The organism is Bradyrhizobium murdochi, from assembly GCF_000472965.1.
Lineage (GTDB): Bacteria > Pseudomonadota > Alphaproteobacteria > Rhizobiales > Xanthobacteraceae > Bradyrhizobium > Bradyrhizobium murdochi.
The window spans coordinates 1-19,273 of the sequence record NZ_AXAU01000014.1 but is presented as its reverse complement, the minus strand read 5'-3'; the positions used below and the strand labels follow the sequence as shown (position 1 = coordinate 19,273).

Here is a 19,273-nt window from a genome sequence, read left to right as displayed (position 1 = left end):
CGTCGAAGCGCTCACACTGTCGGTTGTGCTGTCCTTGCCGGCAGTCCTCGTCGCTACGATAGTGGGACTGATCATCAGTCTCATCCAGGCCATGACTCAGATTCAAGAGCAAACACTTTCCTTCGCTGTGAAGCTGATAAGCGTAAATCTTGTCCTGGTCGCCACCGCGAGCTGGTTTGAGGAGCTTGGCCGGTATACCATGCGAATCTTCGACAAGATCGGCGCAGTGTGAGCTCGAGCGGGTCATCGATTGTCCATCGCGTGCGGCATCTGCAGGAAGAACCGCGGCCGCTCTTCATCATCCTGGTTGTCCTTTTATGTTGTCACTTGATCCGGATGAGATGCGTACCGCCCTCGTTGTTCTTGTGCTCGCGGTTGCGCGCATATCGGGCATGATGCTGGTCGTCCCAGTCCTCGCGCGCAATATGGTGACAGGAATGGCACGCAACACCGTGATCATCGCATTGTCGTTCCCTGTAATAGGACGCGCCTGGACAACAAGGCCTGAGGACCTCGACTTTGCCAGCCTGACGCTGATCCTGGGCCTCGGACTGAAGGAGCTTCTGCTCGGGCTTGTACTCGGCTTGCCAGTTGCCGCCGTCATGTGGGGCGTCGAGGCGTGCGGCACGTTCATTGACAACCAAAGGGGTGCAATGATGGCCAGTCTGCTCGATCCGGCAAGCGGCAATCAAACCTCGCCGCTTGGGACATTCCTGGGTGAGCTTTACCTCACATGGCTGTTCGTCACGGGAGGCTTTTTCAAGCTCCTGGAGGCACTCTATCGCTCGCATGAAATCTGGCCTGTGTGGACCTTTCGTCCGACAATTGGTCCAGCATTCGTCGGAGCGGTACTGAGTCTCGCAGACCTCGTCATGCTGTTGACATTGCTCCTCGCCGGTCCAGCCATCCTCGCCATGTTCTTAAGTGAATTAGGTCTGGCGCTGATTGGTCGGTTCGCGCCACAATTGCAGGTCTTCTATGTCGCTATGCCGGTCAAAAGCATGGTTGGTCTGCTGCTGCTGATCCTGTCGCTCGCGACAGTGTTGACTCATGCCGGCGATCATGGGCTATCGCCTGTCGCATTTGTTCGCCGCATCGCCATGTGAGTATTCATGCCAGCTGGTAAGAGCGAAAAACCGACCCGTCAGAGGCTGCGCGAGCTGCGCAAGAAAGGACAGGTTGCTCAGAGCAGGGAGGTTGTCGCGGCGGTGCTGACCATTGGGTTCTTCGCCTTGTTCGTCACCTCTTTGCCTCGCCTGGTGGACCGACTTGAAGCAGCGCTCCTGTTACCCATCGCGCATCTGAAAAATGAGAACTTTGTCGTTGTCGCGCTGCAACTCTTCGGATCGTACACCCGTGAGATACAGAGCCTGACAATGCCGTTTCTCGGCGTCGTCCTGATCGGCGGTGTGGGCGCCCACGTGTTGCAGACCGGAGTGCTTTTCTCGCCCTCAGCAGCAGCGCCATCGCTCATGAAGCTGAACCCAAGTGAAAACATCAGCAGGATATTCTCGTCGCAGAGCCTCTTCGAGCTGAGCCGATCAGTCGTAAAGGTGCTGTTGCTCGGTCTCGTTCTTGCATTTGTGGTTCGCGCAGCAGTAAGTTCGCTGGTATGGATTCCGAGCTGCGGAATATCCTGCCTGGCTTTGCTGGCGGGTAACCTCTTATTCTATGTCGCGGTCTGGGCGGGGTCGATCCATCTTGTCGTGGCAATTGCGGACTTCGCGTTCCAGCGGTGGCAGTTCGAGAAGAGGAATATGATGTCGCTGGAGGAAGTGAAGCGAGAATACAAGGAAAACGAAGGCGATCCCCTGATCAAAAGGCGCCGCAAGAAACTTCGTTCGCAATTAATGGCCAAGGATCCTATCGCCCTAGCGCGCAGTGCGACCGCGTTGATCTCCAATCCCACGCATATTGCAGTGGCGCTTTACTACGATGGGCAACAGACTCCGCTACCCTTGATTGACGCTATTGGTACCGACCTGGTCGCACAGCAAATGATCGCGGCCGCCACCGCCGCTGGCGTGCCGGTGATGCGAAATGTTCCGCTGGCGCGTGCGCTCCTGGAAGATGGTCTGGTCGATGAATATATCCCGTCACACTTGATTGAACCTATCGCAGAGGTGTTGCGAGCGCTCGGGGACCTTGCGACCGAGACCGGTGGTGATCGGCTCTGAATTCGTGAGCTTGGACGCGCCGAGTCGTCGGGCGCGTCCCTCAGCCGTACCGCGGTGCGTCAGTTGCGAGCTTCGGAGTAGTCAGCATGGCGCGAATGAAATAGACCCCTTGGCGCCACTTTCGACGCCATCCTCCTCAAAACCGAGTAATTTGTCGTGAATTGTTCGGCAACATTCACTCCCTTTTGCAGATCGACATGTCCGGCGGCTGCTTGCCCGCATACGTGATCATGCCTCCAGGAAACCTCGTCGTTTGGCGAGAAGGTCTGGCCAAGTTGCAAGATGCGCCTTCGGATCGCTATTGGGTGCTCCCTAGGATGGATGAGGGCAATTTAAGGCCTGGGCAGGTGGTGGTGAGTGGAACGCGAGGCCTCCGGAGAATGCCAGGCGCTTCACATCCACGATATGTCGCTGTTACGAACTCCCGCCCTCATCAGGTTTCAGGGAAAGTTCAGAATAATCGTATTGGCCGTCAACCTGAACGGTAGCCACGCTTGCGCCGATACGAGCGGCCCTATCATTCGTGCCGATGCACCCATAATGACTCAATATTTTGCACGCCGCGGACTATCGGGTACCGAAGGGCAGGGGCCGTCCAGTACAGGGCCGTCCAGTACTCCTGGATGCCGAAGTTGTTCTCGGCGTCGTTCAGTCGGGATAACGGGCATCTTGTGCAAGACGCAGATTGTCCCAGCCCTGGCGTCGAGCCGCCGATCTGGCGGTCGACGTTCTCGAGTGGTTTGCACCTGCGAGCGGCATGGCGCCGTCGGTGCATGTCGGACCCGGGTTGCATCGCATGAAGTTGGTGAGGAAGCGAACGTGGATCTAGACGAAACGATACAAAGGTCCCGACAAACGATCGAGCAAATGGACCGCCTTCTAAGGAGGGCGGATGCTCGACTTGAGTGGCTGGCTCAACTATCGGACGCCGGGGCTGCCGGCCCGGATTCCCCTCCTGCGAGTAACGGCGATCGCGACGGGGGCTCTGACGCATCTTATTCATGCGAGCAGGCGGCCCCGGGCGATGTTTTGCCGTCACCCGAAGCGACTTTGAATCTTTCATGGTTCGGACAAAGGGTGTGATATGGCGAACGGGGTCGAGCAAGTCCTATTGAGCGATCCTGAGGCGGCCGATGCGATTGACGGCGGAGCCTCGTCGCACCTCACGCTCGACCTCATGGCGGGGCGCGCGACGTTAGGCGATGTCGTTGGCATTACAGACGAAGAAATTGAGGCACTATATGCGCTGGGTTACCGCTATTACTGCTGCGGCAAATATGAGCACGCGCTGAGTTTCTTTCGCTTTCTATGCTTGCATCGACACACTGACGCGCGATCCTGGCTCAGCCTGGCTGCTGCCAGTCAGATGCTTGAGGATACAGAGGGGGCGGTGCAGGCTTACAAGTTGGCTGCGCTCCTGAACAGCGAGGACCCGCAGATACCACTTCGCGCTGCAGAATGTTTGGTCAAACTGGGGCGCCCGGCAGCAGCCATAGTCGCGCTCGGTGATGTCCTGACGCTCAGCGCCGGAAATTCCGAGTTCAGCACGTTCGCCTGGCGCGCGCGACGGATGCTCGACCGTCTGAAAACGGAAAGGAACTCAAGTAGTGCATAATTTGAACGTAACCGGTTGGAACAGTGAAGCGCAGTACCAAGCAGGGACGCCGCTTGTACCCGGTCGCTCCTTGATTGCTCGTTCAGGCGCGCTCGATACGACAGCAATTGGCAATTTGCCGCCAGCAGTCTCCCGCAAAATCGTCGCATCGGGTTCGATTCCGAATCTGGCGCTGCCGCGCGGGCTCGACCCGGTAGAACTTGCTAACAATCTGCTGGCATTGAGGATCAAAATGGCTGACCGGCTAATTGCCAGCGGGATGGCGGATGTTCGACACGAAGGCGAACTGCTAAGGCGGCAGCACGAGACGATCGGCAACAAGATCATCGAAGCCGCTAACGCCATGGCGAAAGCGAAAAAGAGCGCACACATAAGGAAGTTCCTCGGGTGGCTCGCGGTCGGGCTCTCGGTCGCGGCCGCCGTGGTCACTGGTGGCACTCTTGCGACAGTTGCCGCGGCAGTGACAGTTGGCGTTGCGGTGCTCAACGAAACGGGTGTCGTCGACAAGATGACCCAGGCGATTGCCAAACGTCTCATGAAAGACGGCAGCATGGATGCTGCCCAAGCGAACAAAGTGGCTGTCGGCATCACGATGGGCATCATATTGTCGGTTACCGTGCTGACGGCAGGCGTCGGGCTTATGGGTGGGGCTGCGAATGGAGCCCGCGCGGCCGCTATGTGGAGCCGCCTCGGTGAGACCGGCGCGTCAGCTCTCCGTGGACTTGCCTCCCTCGCAAAGCAACCGGGCTCGTTGGCAGCCGTCCTCTCAAGGGCCATGAATCAAGCCGCTTCCACGATCGCAGATACAACCTCGAACGCTACCAGGATTGCTCAGATCAGCCAGAAGGTTTCGACTGCCGCCCGCGTTGGCGAGGCAACTGCTTCGTTCGGCGAATCCGCTGCGGGCATAGCGAATGGGGTTCAGCAGAAGGAGGCCGCGGACACTCAGGCGGACGCGTTGGACATAAGGAAGCGAATTACGTGGATGAAAGAGCTTCAAAACAACGAGATGGACTTCATCAAGCAGCTCGTCCTCGACCAAAAGGCGACCACGCAGAGGATTGCCGAGGCTATCGAGAGCCGCAGTGCAAGCGATGCGTCTTTCATCCGTGCCTTCGCCTAATCACTTCTAACAGCCTTCTCTTGCGAGCGTAAGGAACGCATTTATGCTAGGTGCTATCGAGCGTGTAAATGTCGCCGGCGTTGATCCATTGGACAATGCCGCGCATCGTCAGCTTTCGCCGAGTTCGTCCTCTGTCTCCCTCCGCGGCGCCCGCGCACCAGAGGCGACCACTACTCAGTCGCTTTCCCATAGTGTTAACGGCGCGTCAAATTTTGCATTGCTTGGAAACTCGGGGTTTCCTGAGCTTGTTACGCAGCAGACGCTTTCAGGTATCGCACCCAAGCTCAAGGACTTTGCGACGGGAAGTAACATGTCTGCAGTTGCGGCACTCATTGTTCGTCTCAATTCTGAGCTTCGCAAAGCGGCAAGAGAGGACATGTGGGCTGCGGTTGGTGCCGATATCGCTGCGCAGGACGCGGCTGCCAAGTCGATTCGAAACTCAGGGCTCTATCAGTTGTTTGGCTCAATCGTCGCATCGAGTGGCGCTATCGCCGGCGCCGGCATGAACCTCAAGGGTGCTCGCCAGAGTCAATTGCGATTCGAAGGCAATGCACCCAAGGCGTCATCTGGCGTTGACGCCCGCACTCCTGATGGCATTGACCATTTTGACTTTACGCGCATCGCTCACGCGCAAACCGCAGCCGCACAGGAGACTATGAAATGGGGGGGCATGGCTGCCATGACAACGGAAACCTCCAAGATCGCCGGGGCCGGCATGAACATGGCGTCCACTCAATATCAGGAAGAAAAAGCGAAGCATGACGCAGATAGCACCAAGGCGAAGGCCCACGCGGAGGACGAAAGGCAATTCATTGATTACTATCAGACGCAGATTCAGGACATGCTGAGCAAGCTTGCGGAGATGCGTAGTGCAGATAGCGAGACGAGGAGCAAACTCGTCAACATGGCATGAGTGCAACGCATCGTTACAAACGATGTTTAGACCGGAAGGAAGGTAGAAAATGATCAATGGAACTGCCAGCGTGCCGTCCTACAGTGCGGACTATGCCCTCACAGATGGGCAATCGCTATATTCGACCATGATGCTGCTCATGATGGAGCGACACGGCATCTACGAGACGGAGCTCCGGGCTGATTATGCCAGCATGCAGGCACGTAACAATCTTTTGAAAGACATGAATAGCGCATTGGCGACGCTGCGGGCCGAAAGGCCAAATGACGAGAAGACTGTCAAAGCATATGGCACCTTTATCGATTCGCAAGGCAGGAGCCGAAGCGTTTATGAGTTCATGCAGGCGAATGGCATCGCCATCGAGACCATCAATAACGACGTCTACGGCATACAGGCGGAGTTCGACGCCGCGATCAACAATCTTAAAGCGGCGGTTGATAGCGCCAACAGCGAAGGGCAAATGGCAGTGATTTCGTTGCAAGGGCTTCTGGATAAGCTCAATCAGGTCACTGAATTGACATCTAACGTTCTGTCGAAAGACGAAAAGGCCAAGGAGGCCGTCATTGGCAATATTCGGTGATGGGCCAGTATTGACGGCTGCGGGCAGGTAATCGCTGCTACAATACAAAACGTCACAGGACGGGTCAGCGCGATGCGGTCAATCAATCAGTTGATAGATCCATAGCGGCCTGTTCTAGTCTTGTGGTGGATCGTTACGGAGGAGCTCGTCTTTGGTCCATCCGCGGAAGGAATGATCGGGTCGCTGCCCTTGGCAACAGGAAACGCTGGCAGTCTTCCGAAAAGTACCGCGATCAGAGCCGCTGATCAGCAGCAGGATCAGCGTCGCTGCAGTCTGTCAGTCGCCTTGTCGTTCTTCCTAGGTTGAAACCCATGTGTATGCGAGGCGATTTCAAAAGCTTCGGGCTCGATCCACCGGTTGAACTATGGCGGGGGCTCCCGATTGAGCCGTTACGTTGCGCCGGCGACTTCCTGGGAGCGGGGTCCCAGCCCACATGCTGCCGGAGATATTCGCCGGTATACGTGCGCCAGCGAGCCGCCTCTCGGAAGAGGCGGCCGCGCGGTCTTATGAAAGGCGCCATGCATATTTGCTCTGACTGCGAATGCCTTGTCACTCTCTGCGAAGAAACACCTCGTGCTCCAGGCCTGGCGGTCCAATGCTGGCTATGTAGTCCAATCCGCGGATGGTCAAATCTTGTCTCCGGCCGTACTTCGTCCGGGAGCACACCATGCAGCCGCGTTCCTTCTTGAAGTCCTCGCTCGCCCACTGCTCACCATGCTCCCATCCTTGCGGAAGATACAGCTCGAGTGCTGGCATCGCACGTTGCGATTGCGCGGCTGAAATGCTGCGCCGGCCGTTGAATTCTCAAGAGTCCATGATGGCATCGAACTTGGCTGATTGATGCTGTCCGCTGGCGAATGGCCGCCCGAAGCGATCATCTCCAGGAGCTTCGCCGTATCCAGACTCTCGGTGGGCAATAAGCTAGCCTGCTCCGCGCCCGGCCGGTATGGATCCGGCTGATTGACTTCGTCTTCTGGCGAACGGACGGGAGAAGCGAGCATCCCCATAAGCTCTGCGGTATCGAGACTTTCGGTTGGCAGCTGATCAACCGGATCCATACCGCCCTGACGCTCCGCCAAATTGTCGATCGTCTGCGAGAATGTCGGTTCGTCATCCAGGAGACGCCGAAGTTTCTCCGGGTCGACACTTAAGATCGGCGAGAAGGCCCAGAACATCAACCGCCAGCGTAGCTCCTTCCGCACCGGAAGTGCGCCCGGCGTTGCGGTATTCACCGATCATGCCGAGTCCGCGGATGAGGCTCTGGAAAACAGCTTATTTGCAAGCTCGAGGAGTGTGATGTGGTCCAGCTGATCAATCTTCTTGCCGCGGGCGACGAGGGCCCCTGCAAACTTGAGGAGATTCTTGACGGAGACTTCGACGACTTTCCTGGGGCGTTCACTGGCGGCAGCCGCGTCCTCGATGAGACTCTTGTCTTTCGTGGAGGGAGGATGCAGATTCCGATGATCTTGCCCGGGTGTACCGATTTGATGTCGCCCACCATTGAACGAACCCGCAACGCGGGAGTGGGGCAAGCCTGGTGAACTGAGGTGTCCTGTCTGAGAGGATGTTAGTCTTCGCACCACCCCTCTCATGACAGGAGACCCAGATGGCTACGATGAGCCCTCTTCGGCAGCGCATGATCGAGGACATGACGGTCCGCAATCTGTCGCCGTCGACTCAACAATCCTATATCTATGCGATCGCAAAGTTTAGCCGCCATTTCGGCTATGCCCCGGACCGGTTGAGTTTCGAGCAGGTCCGCGCCTACCAACTGCATCTCATCGGCCAAAAGCGCTCGTGGTCCCACATCAATCAGGTGGCCTGCGCGCTGCGGTTCTTCTGCGGCGCTTCACGCCAGGCACCCCGTGCAGCAGTTGCTCCAGCTCGGCGTCGCTTATCGCTTCCGGGACGGGCCATGCCAGGCCCGCGCATGCAAACCGCTTCAGCGTGTCACGTACCGTCGTCGGCCCGACGCCTACACGCTCGCCAACCACGCGCGTCGAGAGCCCAGCCTCAAGGCTCAATCTCACAATCTCGCGCACCTGCCGCATGATAACCCTCCTCGTCGGCATCCAATTCCAAGCTGTTTCCAGCCGGAGAAATGACCCAACGATCGGGCCTCACACCATCCGAAACTGCGCGCCATCAGGTCGGAATGCTGCGCGCGATCATTTCGGAACCCCGCGCGCCATCAACTCGGTACGGTGCGTGCGATGACCTCGGAATCGGCAGGCTATGCTGACCGTGCATGAGCGCACCTCGCGCCGGCTGCTCGGCATTCGCCTCGCCAGCAAGGTCGCACGCGGTGTCGCCCGCCATCTCGTGCGCTTCTTCGCGAACCTGCCGCAGGAGCTGCGCCAGACTGTCACCTTCGACAACGGCACCGAGTTCGCCGGTCATTTGGCACTGCATCGCCTCTCGATCGAGACCTTCTTCTGCGATCCTCGCCCGCCCTGGCAGAAGGGCGGCATCGAGAACGCCATCGGAAGAATGCGTCGCTTGATCCCTCGCAAGACTACCCTGTCCATAACCCGGTTCCGCCAATGCATCGCGGATCGCAGCGCGAATATCGTGTCAGCACCGTCATTGCTGATAGCATGTTCTCAATAGATGACGCTCCGCTCAAAAATGGTGAGAGCATTTTGGCCGGCAAGGAAAGCAGTCGCTGTTATGAATGTTGTACTTGCGACTTCGGCTGTCTCCCGTCAGACGCCGCTTGTCTCAAGCGCGACAACACGACGTTTGCAGCGAGTTGATGCAGCGAGAGGCGCATCATTGCTCTCAAGCGGGATTAGCATGTCGATTGCTTGAAAGACGTGAGGAGATTTCTGCGACCATGATGTTTCTCCAGGAACCCATTCGGGTTTTCAAATCCTTTCGATTTCAGACAGCGCGCCTGCATTGCGACGAGTTGTCACCTTCAGATCGTGGTTCGATTTGACGGTCGCCACAAATCACCTTCCAAGGAGCGCGGCAAGAATCTGCATACCAGATTGCGGGTGTTGCACCCGAAGGCGATCTCTCGCCTGACCTTTCATCGGTACCTCAGGGGCGAGCATCGATCAACGGCGAGATGCCGAGCCGTTTCCCTTGAAGCTGAGCGACGACCAGGCAGCAGGGCTCGTGCTGGCAGATGATGAGTGAGCTGATGCAGGACGATTGGGATCCTGAGGAACTATTCAGGCAACGGGACGAGCTCAAGGTCAAGTTGCTTCGTGCCCAATCGATCATAGCCGAATGTAAGGCAGAATTGGCGGAGCTCGAGCGGAGGCTTGAGCGTCGATCAGTCTCGTCGCCGATCGATGAACGCCAGAAGCGGAAATCTGCGGCAAACACTTCGGCGCGTAAGATGCGCGCCACGCAAATCCCAGAGCGTCAATGATCCCGTCGACCCGCTGACTGGCATGTTCACGAGTCAGTCCTGGGACCGTTGAAAGCGACGGACGCTCGTGAACGCGGAGACTCTTCAGACTTAGCAAAGCCTTCAATATCTATCGTGTTGCGAACCGACGGCCGAAATGGACGTCTAGATGCGGCACTTCTATCGATTCCGTTTCTTTGTTGTTTGCGGAGCTTTGGCCGGCGGACGCGCGTTAGATTGATGACGCAGACAGGGGCGTATCATCCGCGATTCCGACCGGACACCATCCTTACGGCCGCTCACGCAGAGGTCTTCGAACTCTATTGTTAGAGAGCTAAGCCGGAGTGCTTAATCGGCCGTGATTGCTCGGTAAGATCAAGGTACGCCACGACCTGCGCAGTGATCGGGGAAGCTGACCAGCCTCATTGGGCATCGCCTGGATGTTGATGAGAGCTGCCTGACTATGTCCTCAGGGTAGGTTCTCGAGCAGGGGCTGATAATGGTAATCACCTGAGTTCGCGGATGCCAAAAAGAGGATTCGAGGCACATCCAAATCCATATGCGGACAGCATTTCGACAGGTTCTCGAAAGCTTGGACGAATACGAACCAACGTGGATAGGCTTAGAGATGAGGTTGGCGTGGGCTCGCATGGTTTCGACGCATCTGGTGCTGCACAGTGCCGGTGCAGAACGCCGATCTGGAAGAGCAGCAAGCTCGGGCCGAACAAGAGGCCGTTGAGCAGCAGCTGGATGCAGCGCGGATGGCCGATACCGCCGGCCTTCACCGGCGTCCCGGCCGTAAACCGCCGGCCAATGTGTCTGGTACGGATCGCGATTACATTTGGGCCATGATTGAGGCCGTCGGCAAGCGCCGAAAGCTGTCACACGTGACGGCCGAGAAATATATCCAGATCTTTACAAGGTGGCAGCGTACCTGGGCGAGAGAGGCCAATCGCCCGAAGAAACTGATGACAACACGTTAAATGAGCTTTTTGAGACGGTGTTCAAGAAGAACAAGCATGTGGGTATTGCATTGCAGGCTCTCCAGGAACAGCGTGGCGGGGTTAAAAGGCGTAAACGTGGCGCGACTGCTGGGTGTATACGTGGCGCGTCTTCGGCATCCGTCGGGCGTATACCTGTCGCCCCAACCGAGGCTGATGCTCCGCTTATCGAAAGCATTATAGAAGAAGGGGTCAATAGAAAGCATTGGGCGCCGCCTAGCCGATCGGTCACCCACTCCGCCAGACGGGGTCTCTTTGCCGCTTACGGATCTGTTCTGGGTGTGGCAGTTGGTCCATACGAAAAGAACATGAGCGCATGTGAGCAAATGTTGGCCCTTCGCCCGATCGGAAAGTCCATCAGCGAAGCATACAGTGGCGCGCGAGCAGAGTTGAAGGCATCCCGCAAGCGCGAAGGCTCCGCCTTGGCGCCATGAGTGTCGTTGGCGTGTCTTAGAGCATAGAAAAGCTGATCGTCGGGTTGACAACTGAAAATTCTGCACCGCACCGTCACATGTGGTTCAACATCTTCGGTCAAAGGAGCAGCCATGGCTACCGTGAAAGTCGATATCAATAACTTCCAGTCGGAAGTTCTGGAATCCGCAGCACCCGTCGTCGTCGATTTCTGGGCCGAATGGTGCGATCCCTGCAAGATGATTGCTCCGAGCCTCGAGGAAATCTCCGTCGAGATGGAAGGCAAGATCAAGGTCGCCAAGCTCAACATCGATGAAAACCCGGAACTCGCCGCCCAATTGGGCGTGCGCTCCATTCCGGCGCTCGCGATCTTCAAGGGCGGCGAAGTGGCCGATTTCTCGGTCGGCGCCAAACCGAAGACAGCTCTTTTGAACTGGATTTCGAACGCTGCCTGATCGATATCGCTCAATTTGTCTTATTGGCGCGGGCCTGGCGTAGCTGCTTGATTTGGTTGGTTAGGTATTTGCCTGGACGGAGAAAGAGCCCGTGCTCCCGCTGTCCAGACGACGGTGCGGGTCGAGTCTCAGGAACTGAAACGGGAAGAAGGCGGCCTCAGTGACTGGCAAATGACGCGAGGCTGATGGTAGCTTAGCCGGACGCGTTACTTTCTGCTAAGGGGCCACCCAACCGAGCTGGAGAAAGGATGCTGTGGCCTTGCTGCATTTGGAAATCTCGAGCTTCCAAGCTTTCTCACACTGATATCCATAGTTGCTATTCGGCGAGCTTGGGGGGGCTTATGACGCGACACCCTGACGCGGGGATTCTCGTCGCGATCGTCAGCGTCTCGTAAGCTGGACTCCGCAATATCCCGTGATCAGAAACCGGCGGCGGCGCTTCTAAAACGGGAGACTAGGCATGGATTTTGTCGAGCGAGCATGGGCTGATCGTGCTTTGTATACCATCATGGAAGAAGATGAGGAAATCCAGCATTCGAGCACGGAAGCTTCTACGTCAGCAACTGACCATCTGGAGCAGCCAAGCGCTGTGAGCCGGGTGGAATCATCCGATGGGGAAGACAATTCGCTGGGCAGTATGTCGCGGGAGTTGGGCACGGTGCTGGCCGAGATTGAACGTCGGCCGAATTCTCGCTTGAATCGCCCCGATCGTGAGTCCGCATTGCTTGACAGCCCTCGCCTTTTGCGAAATCCGTCACGGGGGCGGCCTACTGACGGCCTTACGGGGGGCATCGACCGCAGCGCCATCTTGGATTCCTCGGGCGCTATCGCTTCGGAGATGGGCATTCGCGGTTATCGGCAGTGGTGCCTCGAGCGGTGGGCCAGCAGCAGGCAGGAAGCCAATCCATTGACCTTGTCCGCCGCTTCGACGGAGCGCGATGATGGTCGTGAACCGACCACCCCGGTTCAGCAAACCGCCTCGTCACGTTCCGTCGAGCCCGTGCGTCATCAAGACGCCCAGGCCCTGAGATGCGTTTTGCTGGATCGGAGAGGGAATATCGGCAGCACCGGAGAGTTGGTCGGACAAGCAGGGCGTCCTGATAGCGAAGGAGGCCCGCACCGCATCTCCGACGCGGACCAGCAGAAGACGCGCGAAGCGACGCTTGCCATCGCCGGCGCGGTGGTTGTCCGCGCCGGCGAGCTCGACGGATTTTCGGATTCAGAGTTGGCCGATTTGGTGAACGGCTTCAGCAGATGGCCGGACCAGCAGAAAACGCGTGAAGCGACGGTTGCCATTGCCGGCGCGGTGGTTGCCCGCGCCGGCNANCTCGACGNATTTTCGGATTCAGAGTTGGCCGATTTGGTGAACGGCTTCAGCAGATGGCCGGACCAGCAGAANACGCGTGANGCGACGGTTGCCATNGCCGGCGCGGTGGTTGCCCGCGCCGGCAATCTCGACGGATTCTCGGATCAGGAATTGGCCAATCTGGTGAACGGTTTCGGCAAGTGGCCGGAAGAAGAAAAAGCACGCAAGGCGATCGTTGCCATCGCCGGCGAGCTCGGTTCCAAGGGCCGTCGCTTCAGCACTTTCAGCACGCCTGCGCTAGACAGGATCGCCAACGGTGTGTCGCGGGGTATCGAGGAGGGAGAGGCCGCTGGCGAGGTCGCCGAACCCGCCTTGCTGAAGGAACGGCTGCATCAGCTGGCGCACTACCTCCAATATGCTGAGGATCGGCTGCAGCAGGCCGATGTCCGTGCCATCGCGAGTATATTCAAGGCGTTGGGCAAGGCGCAGTTGTCGGACGATCTCGGTGCGCTGGCACGGCCGGGGTTGGACAGGCTCGAGGTGTTACGTGCCGCTCCCGGGTTTAAGCTCGACAACGACCTCGAGACGATGGGCAATCTTTGCGCCTCCCTGCTGCCACTGGCTCGCAGCCCGAAGCCGGTGTTGCGCTGGCACCGCAGGTCGGCGCTGAACCTGCTCAACGCCATCCAGCCGGTGGTGGAACAGAAGATCGATGCCCATCTCAAGGCCAGCCAAGCCGAGCGCACCAGCGGCGCCAATGCAAGCCGCTGCCCGGCGCTTTCGATCTATCAGGTGCTCAAGAGCCGGGTGGTGCTGGCGACGCTCTACCGGCGGCCCTATGTCGACGGCGACGAGCTCGCCTTGCAGGCCAGGCAGGAAGAGCTGCACGGCAAGACCAGGCAGATCCTGGACAGTGCCCGCGACCTCGTCTACGCCGACCTTTCCTACATGAGCTGGAACGTGATCGCCGAGATCGAGGCGAAGGAGCCGCTCGAAGCGCTCGACACCTTCATGGCGCAGAACGCATCGATGGTCCAGGCCCAGCATGCAGCCGCCAGCTTCGATGTCCATCGGGTCCTTCAGGCCATGGACCACGAGCCGAGACCACCGCAAGGCGATGCCGGACTGATGCGGCTGCCGGTGGTCGACACGCAAGGCCGGCCGCTGGGCAGCGAAGCTGAGTTGCGCTATTCCATTTTCCACCGCTTGACCTCGGGCGCGGTGAAGGTGGTGGCGGTGCAGCTAAAGGGAACTCCGACTGCCACCATGCTGACGCGCACGTTCCCCGTGGAGGGCGTGCCCTACCGCATGGACCTGTTCGGCGGCAGCAAACTGAAGCCGCCGCATGAGAGCCTGAACAAGCTTGCCTCTCGCCTGCCCTTCGCGGCCGAAGAGGCCCCAAGCGGCAAGCTTTTGGCGATCCCCTATGCCGAGACGGCTCCGGGTACGGCCTTTGAGCAGCTCTTGCGGGCCTGGGCGCCGTTCAAGGAAGCCTATTACTATATCCAGCGCCGCGCATTTGCCGCGCCGCCGGGCATCCCCGACGTTGGCCCGCATGATTATGCGCTGGAAGGGTGCTTCAAGCTGTCCCTTCTGCCCGACCGCCCCGCAGGCGCAGTGCATCCCTTCAGGTTCGAGGGGCGAGACGGCGAGATCGCCTTGCGGCCGCATGACGGCTGCGGCTTCATCAGGGCCTCACTGGCCGAGCGCATGCCGGCCATTGCCCGGGCTCGTCACGACGCTCCCGAGCGCATGCCTGCCTATGCCGATAAAAGGCAATCGGCGGTACCGCCCTCGGCGCTGCAACATTATCCGCGCAGCGTCGAGGTGGCACAGGAGACCCGCGAGAAGGCTCTGGCTTGGCTCGAAACCCATCAAAGCCTCACCGCCGAGGAGCTGTTCCGCACGGTCACGGGCGGGCATATCGGCGGGCCGAGCGCTATCGCCGTGCCGTCCAGCGACGAATGCCTGCATGTGCCGACGGGCAAGAGCAAGACCTTGACCCGTGACGCTGGCGTGCTTGTCGGACGCTCCCCCTATGACAAGCCCAACCTGCGCCCGTTCGCCGCCGACCGGGTCAGGTTGGCGCGCGATGGCGATCGGACCGCGGCGTTCCTGGATCGGTGCGTGGCCTTCCAATACAGCTTCAACGTCGCGCACAGATCGGGGGCTGGGCTTGCCGCCGACGATCCGACCTTCTTTGCCAAAGGCATCTTGATCGTTGTGCCCGACGAAATGTGGCCGGCGGACTTCGCCGAGCGCGGGGTGGTGATGTCTGCCGAGGACGTAAAGTGCCATTCGCGCTGGCTGGAGGAAAAGGACCGGGTCAAGGCCGACACCGCGCTCGAGTGCGTCGGCATCCTGCAGGCGACGGAGGTGTTCGCGCCCGGCTCTTTGGTTGCGGTCCCGACCGCCGAACAAAAAATGCTCGACGGCGATTTTGACGGCGACGCCGTCGTCATCATCGGCGACCGGCCTCGCCTTTACGAGCATGTGCGCCAGTCCGACGCGCAGCTGCAGGCGCGCGGCATCGCCTCGATGAAGCCGCCGAAGTCGCACACGCCGGCCATCGAAAAAGGCGGCTACCAGTTCAGCCGGTCCAAGCAGATCCTGTCGACCACCGGGCTGGTGCTGGAGACCTACAGCTGCCTGCAGCGCAACATGCTGGCGCAGCCGCTGGAGGCGCAACACTGGTTTGCCGAGCGTGCCATCTTCGGCACCTACGAGGGCATTCATCATAAGCTCAAGGCCGACATCCGCGCACTGTTGCAGGAAGATCGGCCGGATAGCCAGACCCTTCATGAGCTCATTGCCAGGGCGGCGGAGGACAGCAAGGCCGCCAGGCACCCGGTGGCCTGCGAACTGGCCGCGTTGCTAGTGGCCGAGCTCCAGGACTGGAACCTGCAGCTCAATAGCGAGCCGGCTCATGAGCAGTCGGACGTCAAGCAACAGTCAGCGCGATCCGTGGCCTCAACCGGTGGGAAGCCTGCCGTCAGCGCCGACGCCAGCGCGCTCTTCCCGAAACTCAGCGAATCCTATCCGGCAACCGCTGACGCCAGGAAGCGCATCGACTTCCTGCTCAACCACTACCAGCCGCGCATCGATCAGCGGCTCGAAGGCTACAACCCGGACGATCTGCATGAAAGCGCCATCAATCTGTTGAGCGTCGGCATCAAGGTCGGCACGGACGCCTACAAGTCCGATACCGGTGCGCGGGCGTTCAGGCAAAAAGCCCCCGAATTGCAGCGGCTCTTGGAGCGGAGGCCGGGCTTCAAGCCGGCGCCCTATGTCAAGGCGCAGGCGGCAATGCTCCACCAGGGCCGGTTCGACGTCGATGGCACCTTGGCGGATCTGAAGGACAACCCCACGCTGGCGGCCTCGGTCATGGAGGCCTCGATCAGGTTCGCCGTCGAAAAGCGCATCCTGCCCAGCGCCTTAGCAATCTCGGCCGACGACGACCCCGCCAGCAGGATAACGCTGAGCAGCGAACAGGCCCTGGAGCGCGCCAGGCTCGAAGCCGTCCCCGCCGAAGCGCAAAGCGCGATTACCGAAACTGTGCATGCGGTTGCCGAGCTTTTGCGGCAGGACGGCATCGAGGTGAAGGTGCCGCGTCTTGACCAACGGTCGCGCGGGCAGGTCTGGATAGCCGACGAGTTGACCGGCCAGAGCGTGAGCGCGGCGCCGGAGGCCCAACTGGTCACCAATGCCGTGCGCCATGTCTTCGAGATCCCGGACGAGGCTTTTACGCGCGCCTTCAGGAAGGCGACACTGGCCTTCGAGGAGCGGGACTGCAGCGAGCTCGAGACCACCAACTGGTTCATCAGGATGGACACACCGCGGTTACGCGGCGTTCACACGGCGTTCAGAACCGCGCAGAACTATCGCTTCGAGGTCGAGTTCCATACGCCGGCCAGTTACCGAGCCGAGCTCGCGCAGGGCGCGCAGAGCGATTGCGAGCTGGTACCCGTTCCCCGTGGTGCTTGGGACATATTGCACTGGGGCTCGTCAGGAGAAAGCAGGTCGAGGGCGGTAGGGACCTCCAGGTCGCTCACCGTCGCAAGACAACAGATTGCGGTCGCTCGCTCGCCGCAAGCCGGCGAGATCCTCGCGGCCCTCGGTACGCGGCCGGTGGTGCTCGTCGGCATGCCGGCGAGCGGCAAGTCGACCATCGGCCCCCAACTTGCCAAGGAGTTGGGAGTGGAGTTTGTCGACATCGATCAGCGTATCGTCGCCGAGCACGGCAATCTGATGGAGATGTTCGCCGACCCTGGCCGCGGCGAGGCGCACTTCAGGGACCTGGAGACCAAAGAGCTCGCCAAGCAGCTGGAGAGAGGGCCCATCGTCATCGCAACCGGCGGCGGCTGCTTTGGCAAGGAGTCCAATCAAGCCCTGATCCTTAATAAGGCGAGGTCGATCTGGCTCGACACCGAGCTGAAAGAGCTCCGCAGGCGCCTCAAGAGGGACACCAGCCGGCCGCTGCTGCAAGGCGTCGACATCGAGCAGAAGGTTGAACAGCTGTACGAAGAGCGCAGTCCGTTCTACCAAAAGGCCGATATCAGGTTGCCCCTCGTCACGCCCATTCAAAAAGACAAGAAGAACGCCCGCATTTGCGTGAAGGAACTCTACACTTTCCTGTGCAGCGACAGAGAAGCCGCTGTGCCCGCTGTCGAGATATCACCTGCCTCCGGTGCTTCCGGCACTGCCATCGGCATGTCCCCAACAGCGCAGCGCATGCACGATCATCACAACGGCTAGGATTGCGGGGGCGGCGTCGTGGAAACCATCCAGGCGCCGGCGGCAACCATTGAGTGAAGGGGAACGGCCGCCCCCCTCGACACCCTCACCGCCGGCCCGCAGCCTTTGCTGGCCGGCAGTCACGCACGAGCGGATTTAGCGTCTTCCACGAGAAGCAGAGAACGCCTTAGGTCGAGGACGATAAGCTTTAGCAGTGCTGTGAACCAGCTACCGAAGAGCGTAGTGCGGTAAATCCGCACGCTACGTTCTGCGGGACCGGGGCGGGCGACCGCCTCCCGCGATCCGGTGGGCGTCGAGCGATCGACGCCTCTACTCGACCCTATCGATCGATGGTCTCGTAGTCGCAGTTGACCCCCTAAAGTCAGAGTACCGCGTGTTCAGATATCAGGCAGCGCAACGACTATGATCGTGCGACGAATGCCCATTTTCGGTCGGACAAGCCCAGTGGTGCGACGTGCGACGGGGAAGTCATTGATTGTTCTGAACCTGGAGCTGACTCTTAATCAGCGGCCCGGGTCCGAATCAGTTATGCAACAAGCTTAGGAATCTCCTGTTCAATCAATCGCAATAATCGGGTGTTGCGCCTCCAGGATTTGAAACTAATCCGAACCGGCTGAATTTCGATGAGAACGGCAGACGACGTCAATCTGCGTGTTGTTCCAGTTCATCTTTGTCAGTCCCAGGATTTCGACGAATCCTGCTTGTAGACGGATGATCTTTTCGCGGTCGTTACTCACATATGAAAGCTAAGGAAAGCGCACATTGCTCAAACGGAGCGTTCCGCGCCCTATCAGGCATCATCACTCAAGCCGTCTCGCAAGAGGCGGCATTTGTGTGTCCCGGCTAGCTACGGGTCACCGTATCGCATCATAAATGCGTCTCAGGTGTTGGTCTGCAGCACGTTGAGCTCATCGAAGAAGATACGGTTCCACTTCTTCGGTACCGAGCAACTCGTTATAGTCAATCACCTCGTAGTAGCCAGAATAGGTTTTGTGGCGTAGGCGTTGCGTCGATTGTTTTGAGTACGCGCTCTAGCGTCGGTGTGATGTCTGAGATGACGCAGCAAAATGCGGGGATCTTCTCATTTGCCACAGAAATGCGGCGGCCCTTCGCGTCTTTGAACTCGCCTGAGCGGATATCCCCGGCGGTCGAGTTGGTACGGTTGATAAATTTCAGGGGCAGGAGGCTCCGATCGTCATCTATTCCGCGACCACATCGAGCCATCTCGATGCTCCCCGCGGTATGGAATTCCTTTGCAGTGCCAACGCGCTTTAACGTCGTGACCTGCCACTGAAGTTTCATCCAGTGGCAGTTAGAGTCTCGGGGTTTTGTACGCCGAATGGCGCAGGTGGAGCAACGGGCGATCGGCGAAGCTGGTCGGGGTTGCGCAGCCAATCGCCCGTTGCGGTGAATGTGGCAGCGTAGGCCGCCGGGGTGAGGTATTTCAGCGACGAGTGCGGACGGTCACCGTTGTAGTCGGCGACCCATATCGCAATCTTTGTCCTGGCGTCGTCGAGATCGAAGAACAGGCTCTCGTTGAGCAGTTCGTCGCGCATGCGCCCGTTGAAGCTCTCGA

At 59.2% G+C, this 19,273-nt stretch carries 13 protein-coding genes and 3 pseudogenes; 13 read left to right on the top strand and 3 right to left on the bottom strand.

The features are described 5' to 3' along the window. Positions 1-16 precede the first annotated feature (16 nt). The 7 genes from sctS to YUO_RS0124125 all read left to right on the top strand — a co-directional run bounded on the left by sctS (position 17) and on the right by YUO_RS0124125 (position 6,408). Positions 17-232, top strand: a complete 216-nt coding sequence (gene sctS / locus YUO_RS0124155; protein WP_430649559.1) for a type III secretion system export apparatus subunit SctS — start codon at positions 17-19, stop codon at positions 230-232. Positions 233-317: 85 nt separating this feature from the next. Then, positions 318-1,106, top strand: coding sequence for a type III secretion system export apparatus subunit SctT (gene sctT, locus YUO_RS41510; RefSeq protein WP_051379610.1), 789 nt, complete (start codon positions 318-320; stop codon positions 1,104-1,106). 6 nt (positions 1,107-1,112) lie between these two features. Beyond that, positions 1,113-2,177: an EscU/YscU/HrcU family type III secretion system export apparatus switch protein gene (locus YUO_RS0124145; protein ID WP_028349596.1), complete on the top strand. Its 1,065-nt coding sequence runs from the start codon at positions 1,113-1,115 to the stop codon at positions 2,175-2,177. Between the two features lie 1,084 nt (positions 2,178-3,261). Then, the gene (locus YUO_RS41505; protein ID WP_051379609.1) at positions 3,262-3,792 is read left to right on the top strand and encodes a SycD/LcrH family type III secretion system chaperone; all 531 of its coding nucleotides are present in this window, start codon (positions 3,262-3,264) and stop codon (positions 3,790-3,792) included. Next, positions 3,785-4,915, top strand: a complete 1,131-nt coding sequence (gene sctE / locus YUO_RS0124135) for a type III secretion system translocon subunit SseC family protein (protein WP_156908743.1) — start codon at positions 3,785-3,787, stop codon at positions 4,913-4,915. Before YUO_RS41505 ends, sctE begins: the two co-directional genes overlap by 8 nt. 43 nt (positions 4,916-4,958) lie before the next feature. Beyond that, positions 4,959-5,828, top strand: coding sequence for a hypothetical protein (locus YUO_RS0124130; RefSeq protein WP_156908742.1), 870 nt, complete (start codon positions 4,959-4,961; stop codon positions 5,826-5,828). A 49-nt stretch (positions 5,829-5,877) separates the two neighbouring features. After that, complete coding sequence (locus YUO_RS0124125) at positions 5,878-6,408, top strand: hypothetical protein (protein WP_028349593.1); 531 nt, start codon at positions 5,878-5,880, stop codon at positions 6,406-6,408. Between the two features lie 626 nt (positions 6,409-7,034). Here the strand turns inward: YUO_RS0124125 and YUO_RS46425 are convergent. Beyond that, positions 7,035-7,583, bottom strand: a complete 549-nt coding sequence (locus YUO_RS46425; protein ID WP_156908741.1) for a hypothetical protein — start codon at positions 7,581-7,583, stop codon at positions 7,035-7,037. Between the two features lie 123 nt (positions 7,584-7,706). Between YUO_RS46425 and YUO_RS0124115 the strand changes: the two genes are divergently transcribed. Continuing rightward, complete coding sequence (locus tag YUO_RS0124115; protein ID WP_028349591.1) at positions 7,707-7,949, top strand: hypothetical protein; 243 nt, start codon at positions 7,707-7,709, stop codon at positions 7,947-7,949. 65 nt (positions 7,950-8,014) lie between these two features. After that, a pseudogene (locus YUO_RS47865) lies at positions 8,015-8,188 on the top strand (phage integrase N-terminal SAM-like domain-containing protein); the annotation flags it as partial. Positions 8,189-8,216: 28 nt separating this feature from the next. Here the strand turns inward: YUO_RS47865 and YUO_RS47860 are convergent. After that, positions 8,217-8,459 carry a helix-turn-helix domain-containing protein gene (locus YUO_RS47860; protein ID WP_235782809.1) on the bottom strand — a complete coding sequence of 81 codons (243 nt, stop codon included), beginning with the start codon at positions 8,457-8,459 and terminating at the stop codon, positions 8,217-8,219. Between the two features lie 178 nt (positions 8,460-8,637). Here YUO_RS47860 and YUO_RS41500 point away from each other — a divergent pair. The 4 genes and pseudogenes from YUO_RS41500 to YUO_RS41490 all read left to right on the top strand — a co-directional run. Further along, a pseudogene (locus YUO_RS41500) lies at positions 8,638-8,958 on the top strand (IS30 family transposase); the annotation flags it as partial. 1,488 nt (positions 8,959-10,446) lie between these two features. Further along, positions 10,447-10,752, top strand: a complete 306-nt coding sequence (locus tag YUO_RS0124095; protein ID WP_028349589.1) for a hypothetical protein — start codon at positions 10,447-10,449, stop codon at positions 10,750-10,752. A 563-nt stretch (positions 10,753-11,315) separates the two neighbouring features. After that, a complete protein-coding gene (gene trxA, locus YUO_RS0124085) occupies positions 11,316-11,636 on the top strand; it encodes a thioredoxin (RefSeq protein ID WP_028349587.1) in 321 nt (106 codons plus the stop codon). 1,057 nt (positions 11,637-12,693) lie between these two features. Further along, a pseudogene (locus tag YUO_RS41490) lies at positions 12,694-17,928 on the top strand (shikimate kinase). Between the two features lie 1,067 nt (positions 17,929-18,995). Here YUO_RS41490 and YUO_RS0124070 read toward each other — a convergent pair. Next, positions 18,996-19,273, bottom strand: a 278-nt coding sequence (locus tag YUO_RS0124070; RefSeq protein WP_156908740.1) for an integrase core domain-containing protein, incomplete at its 5' end; no start/stop codon positions are given.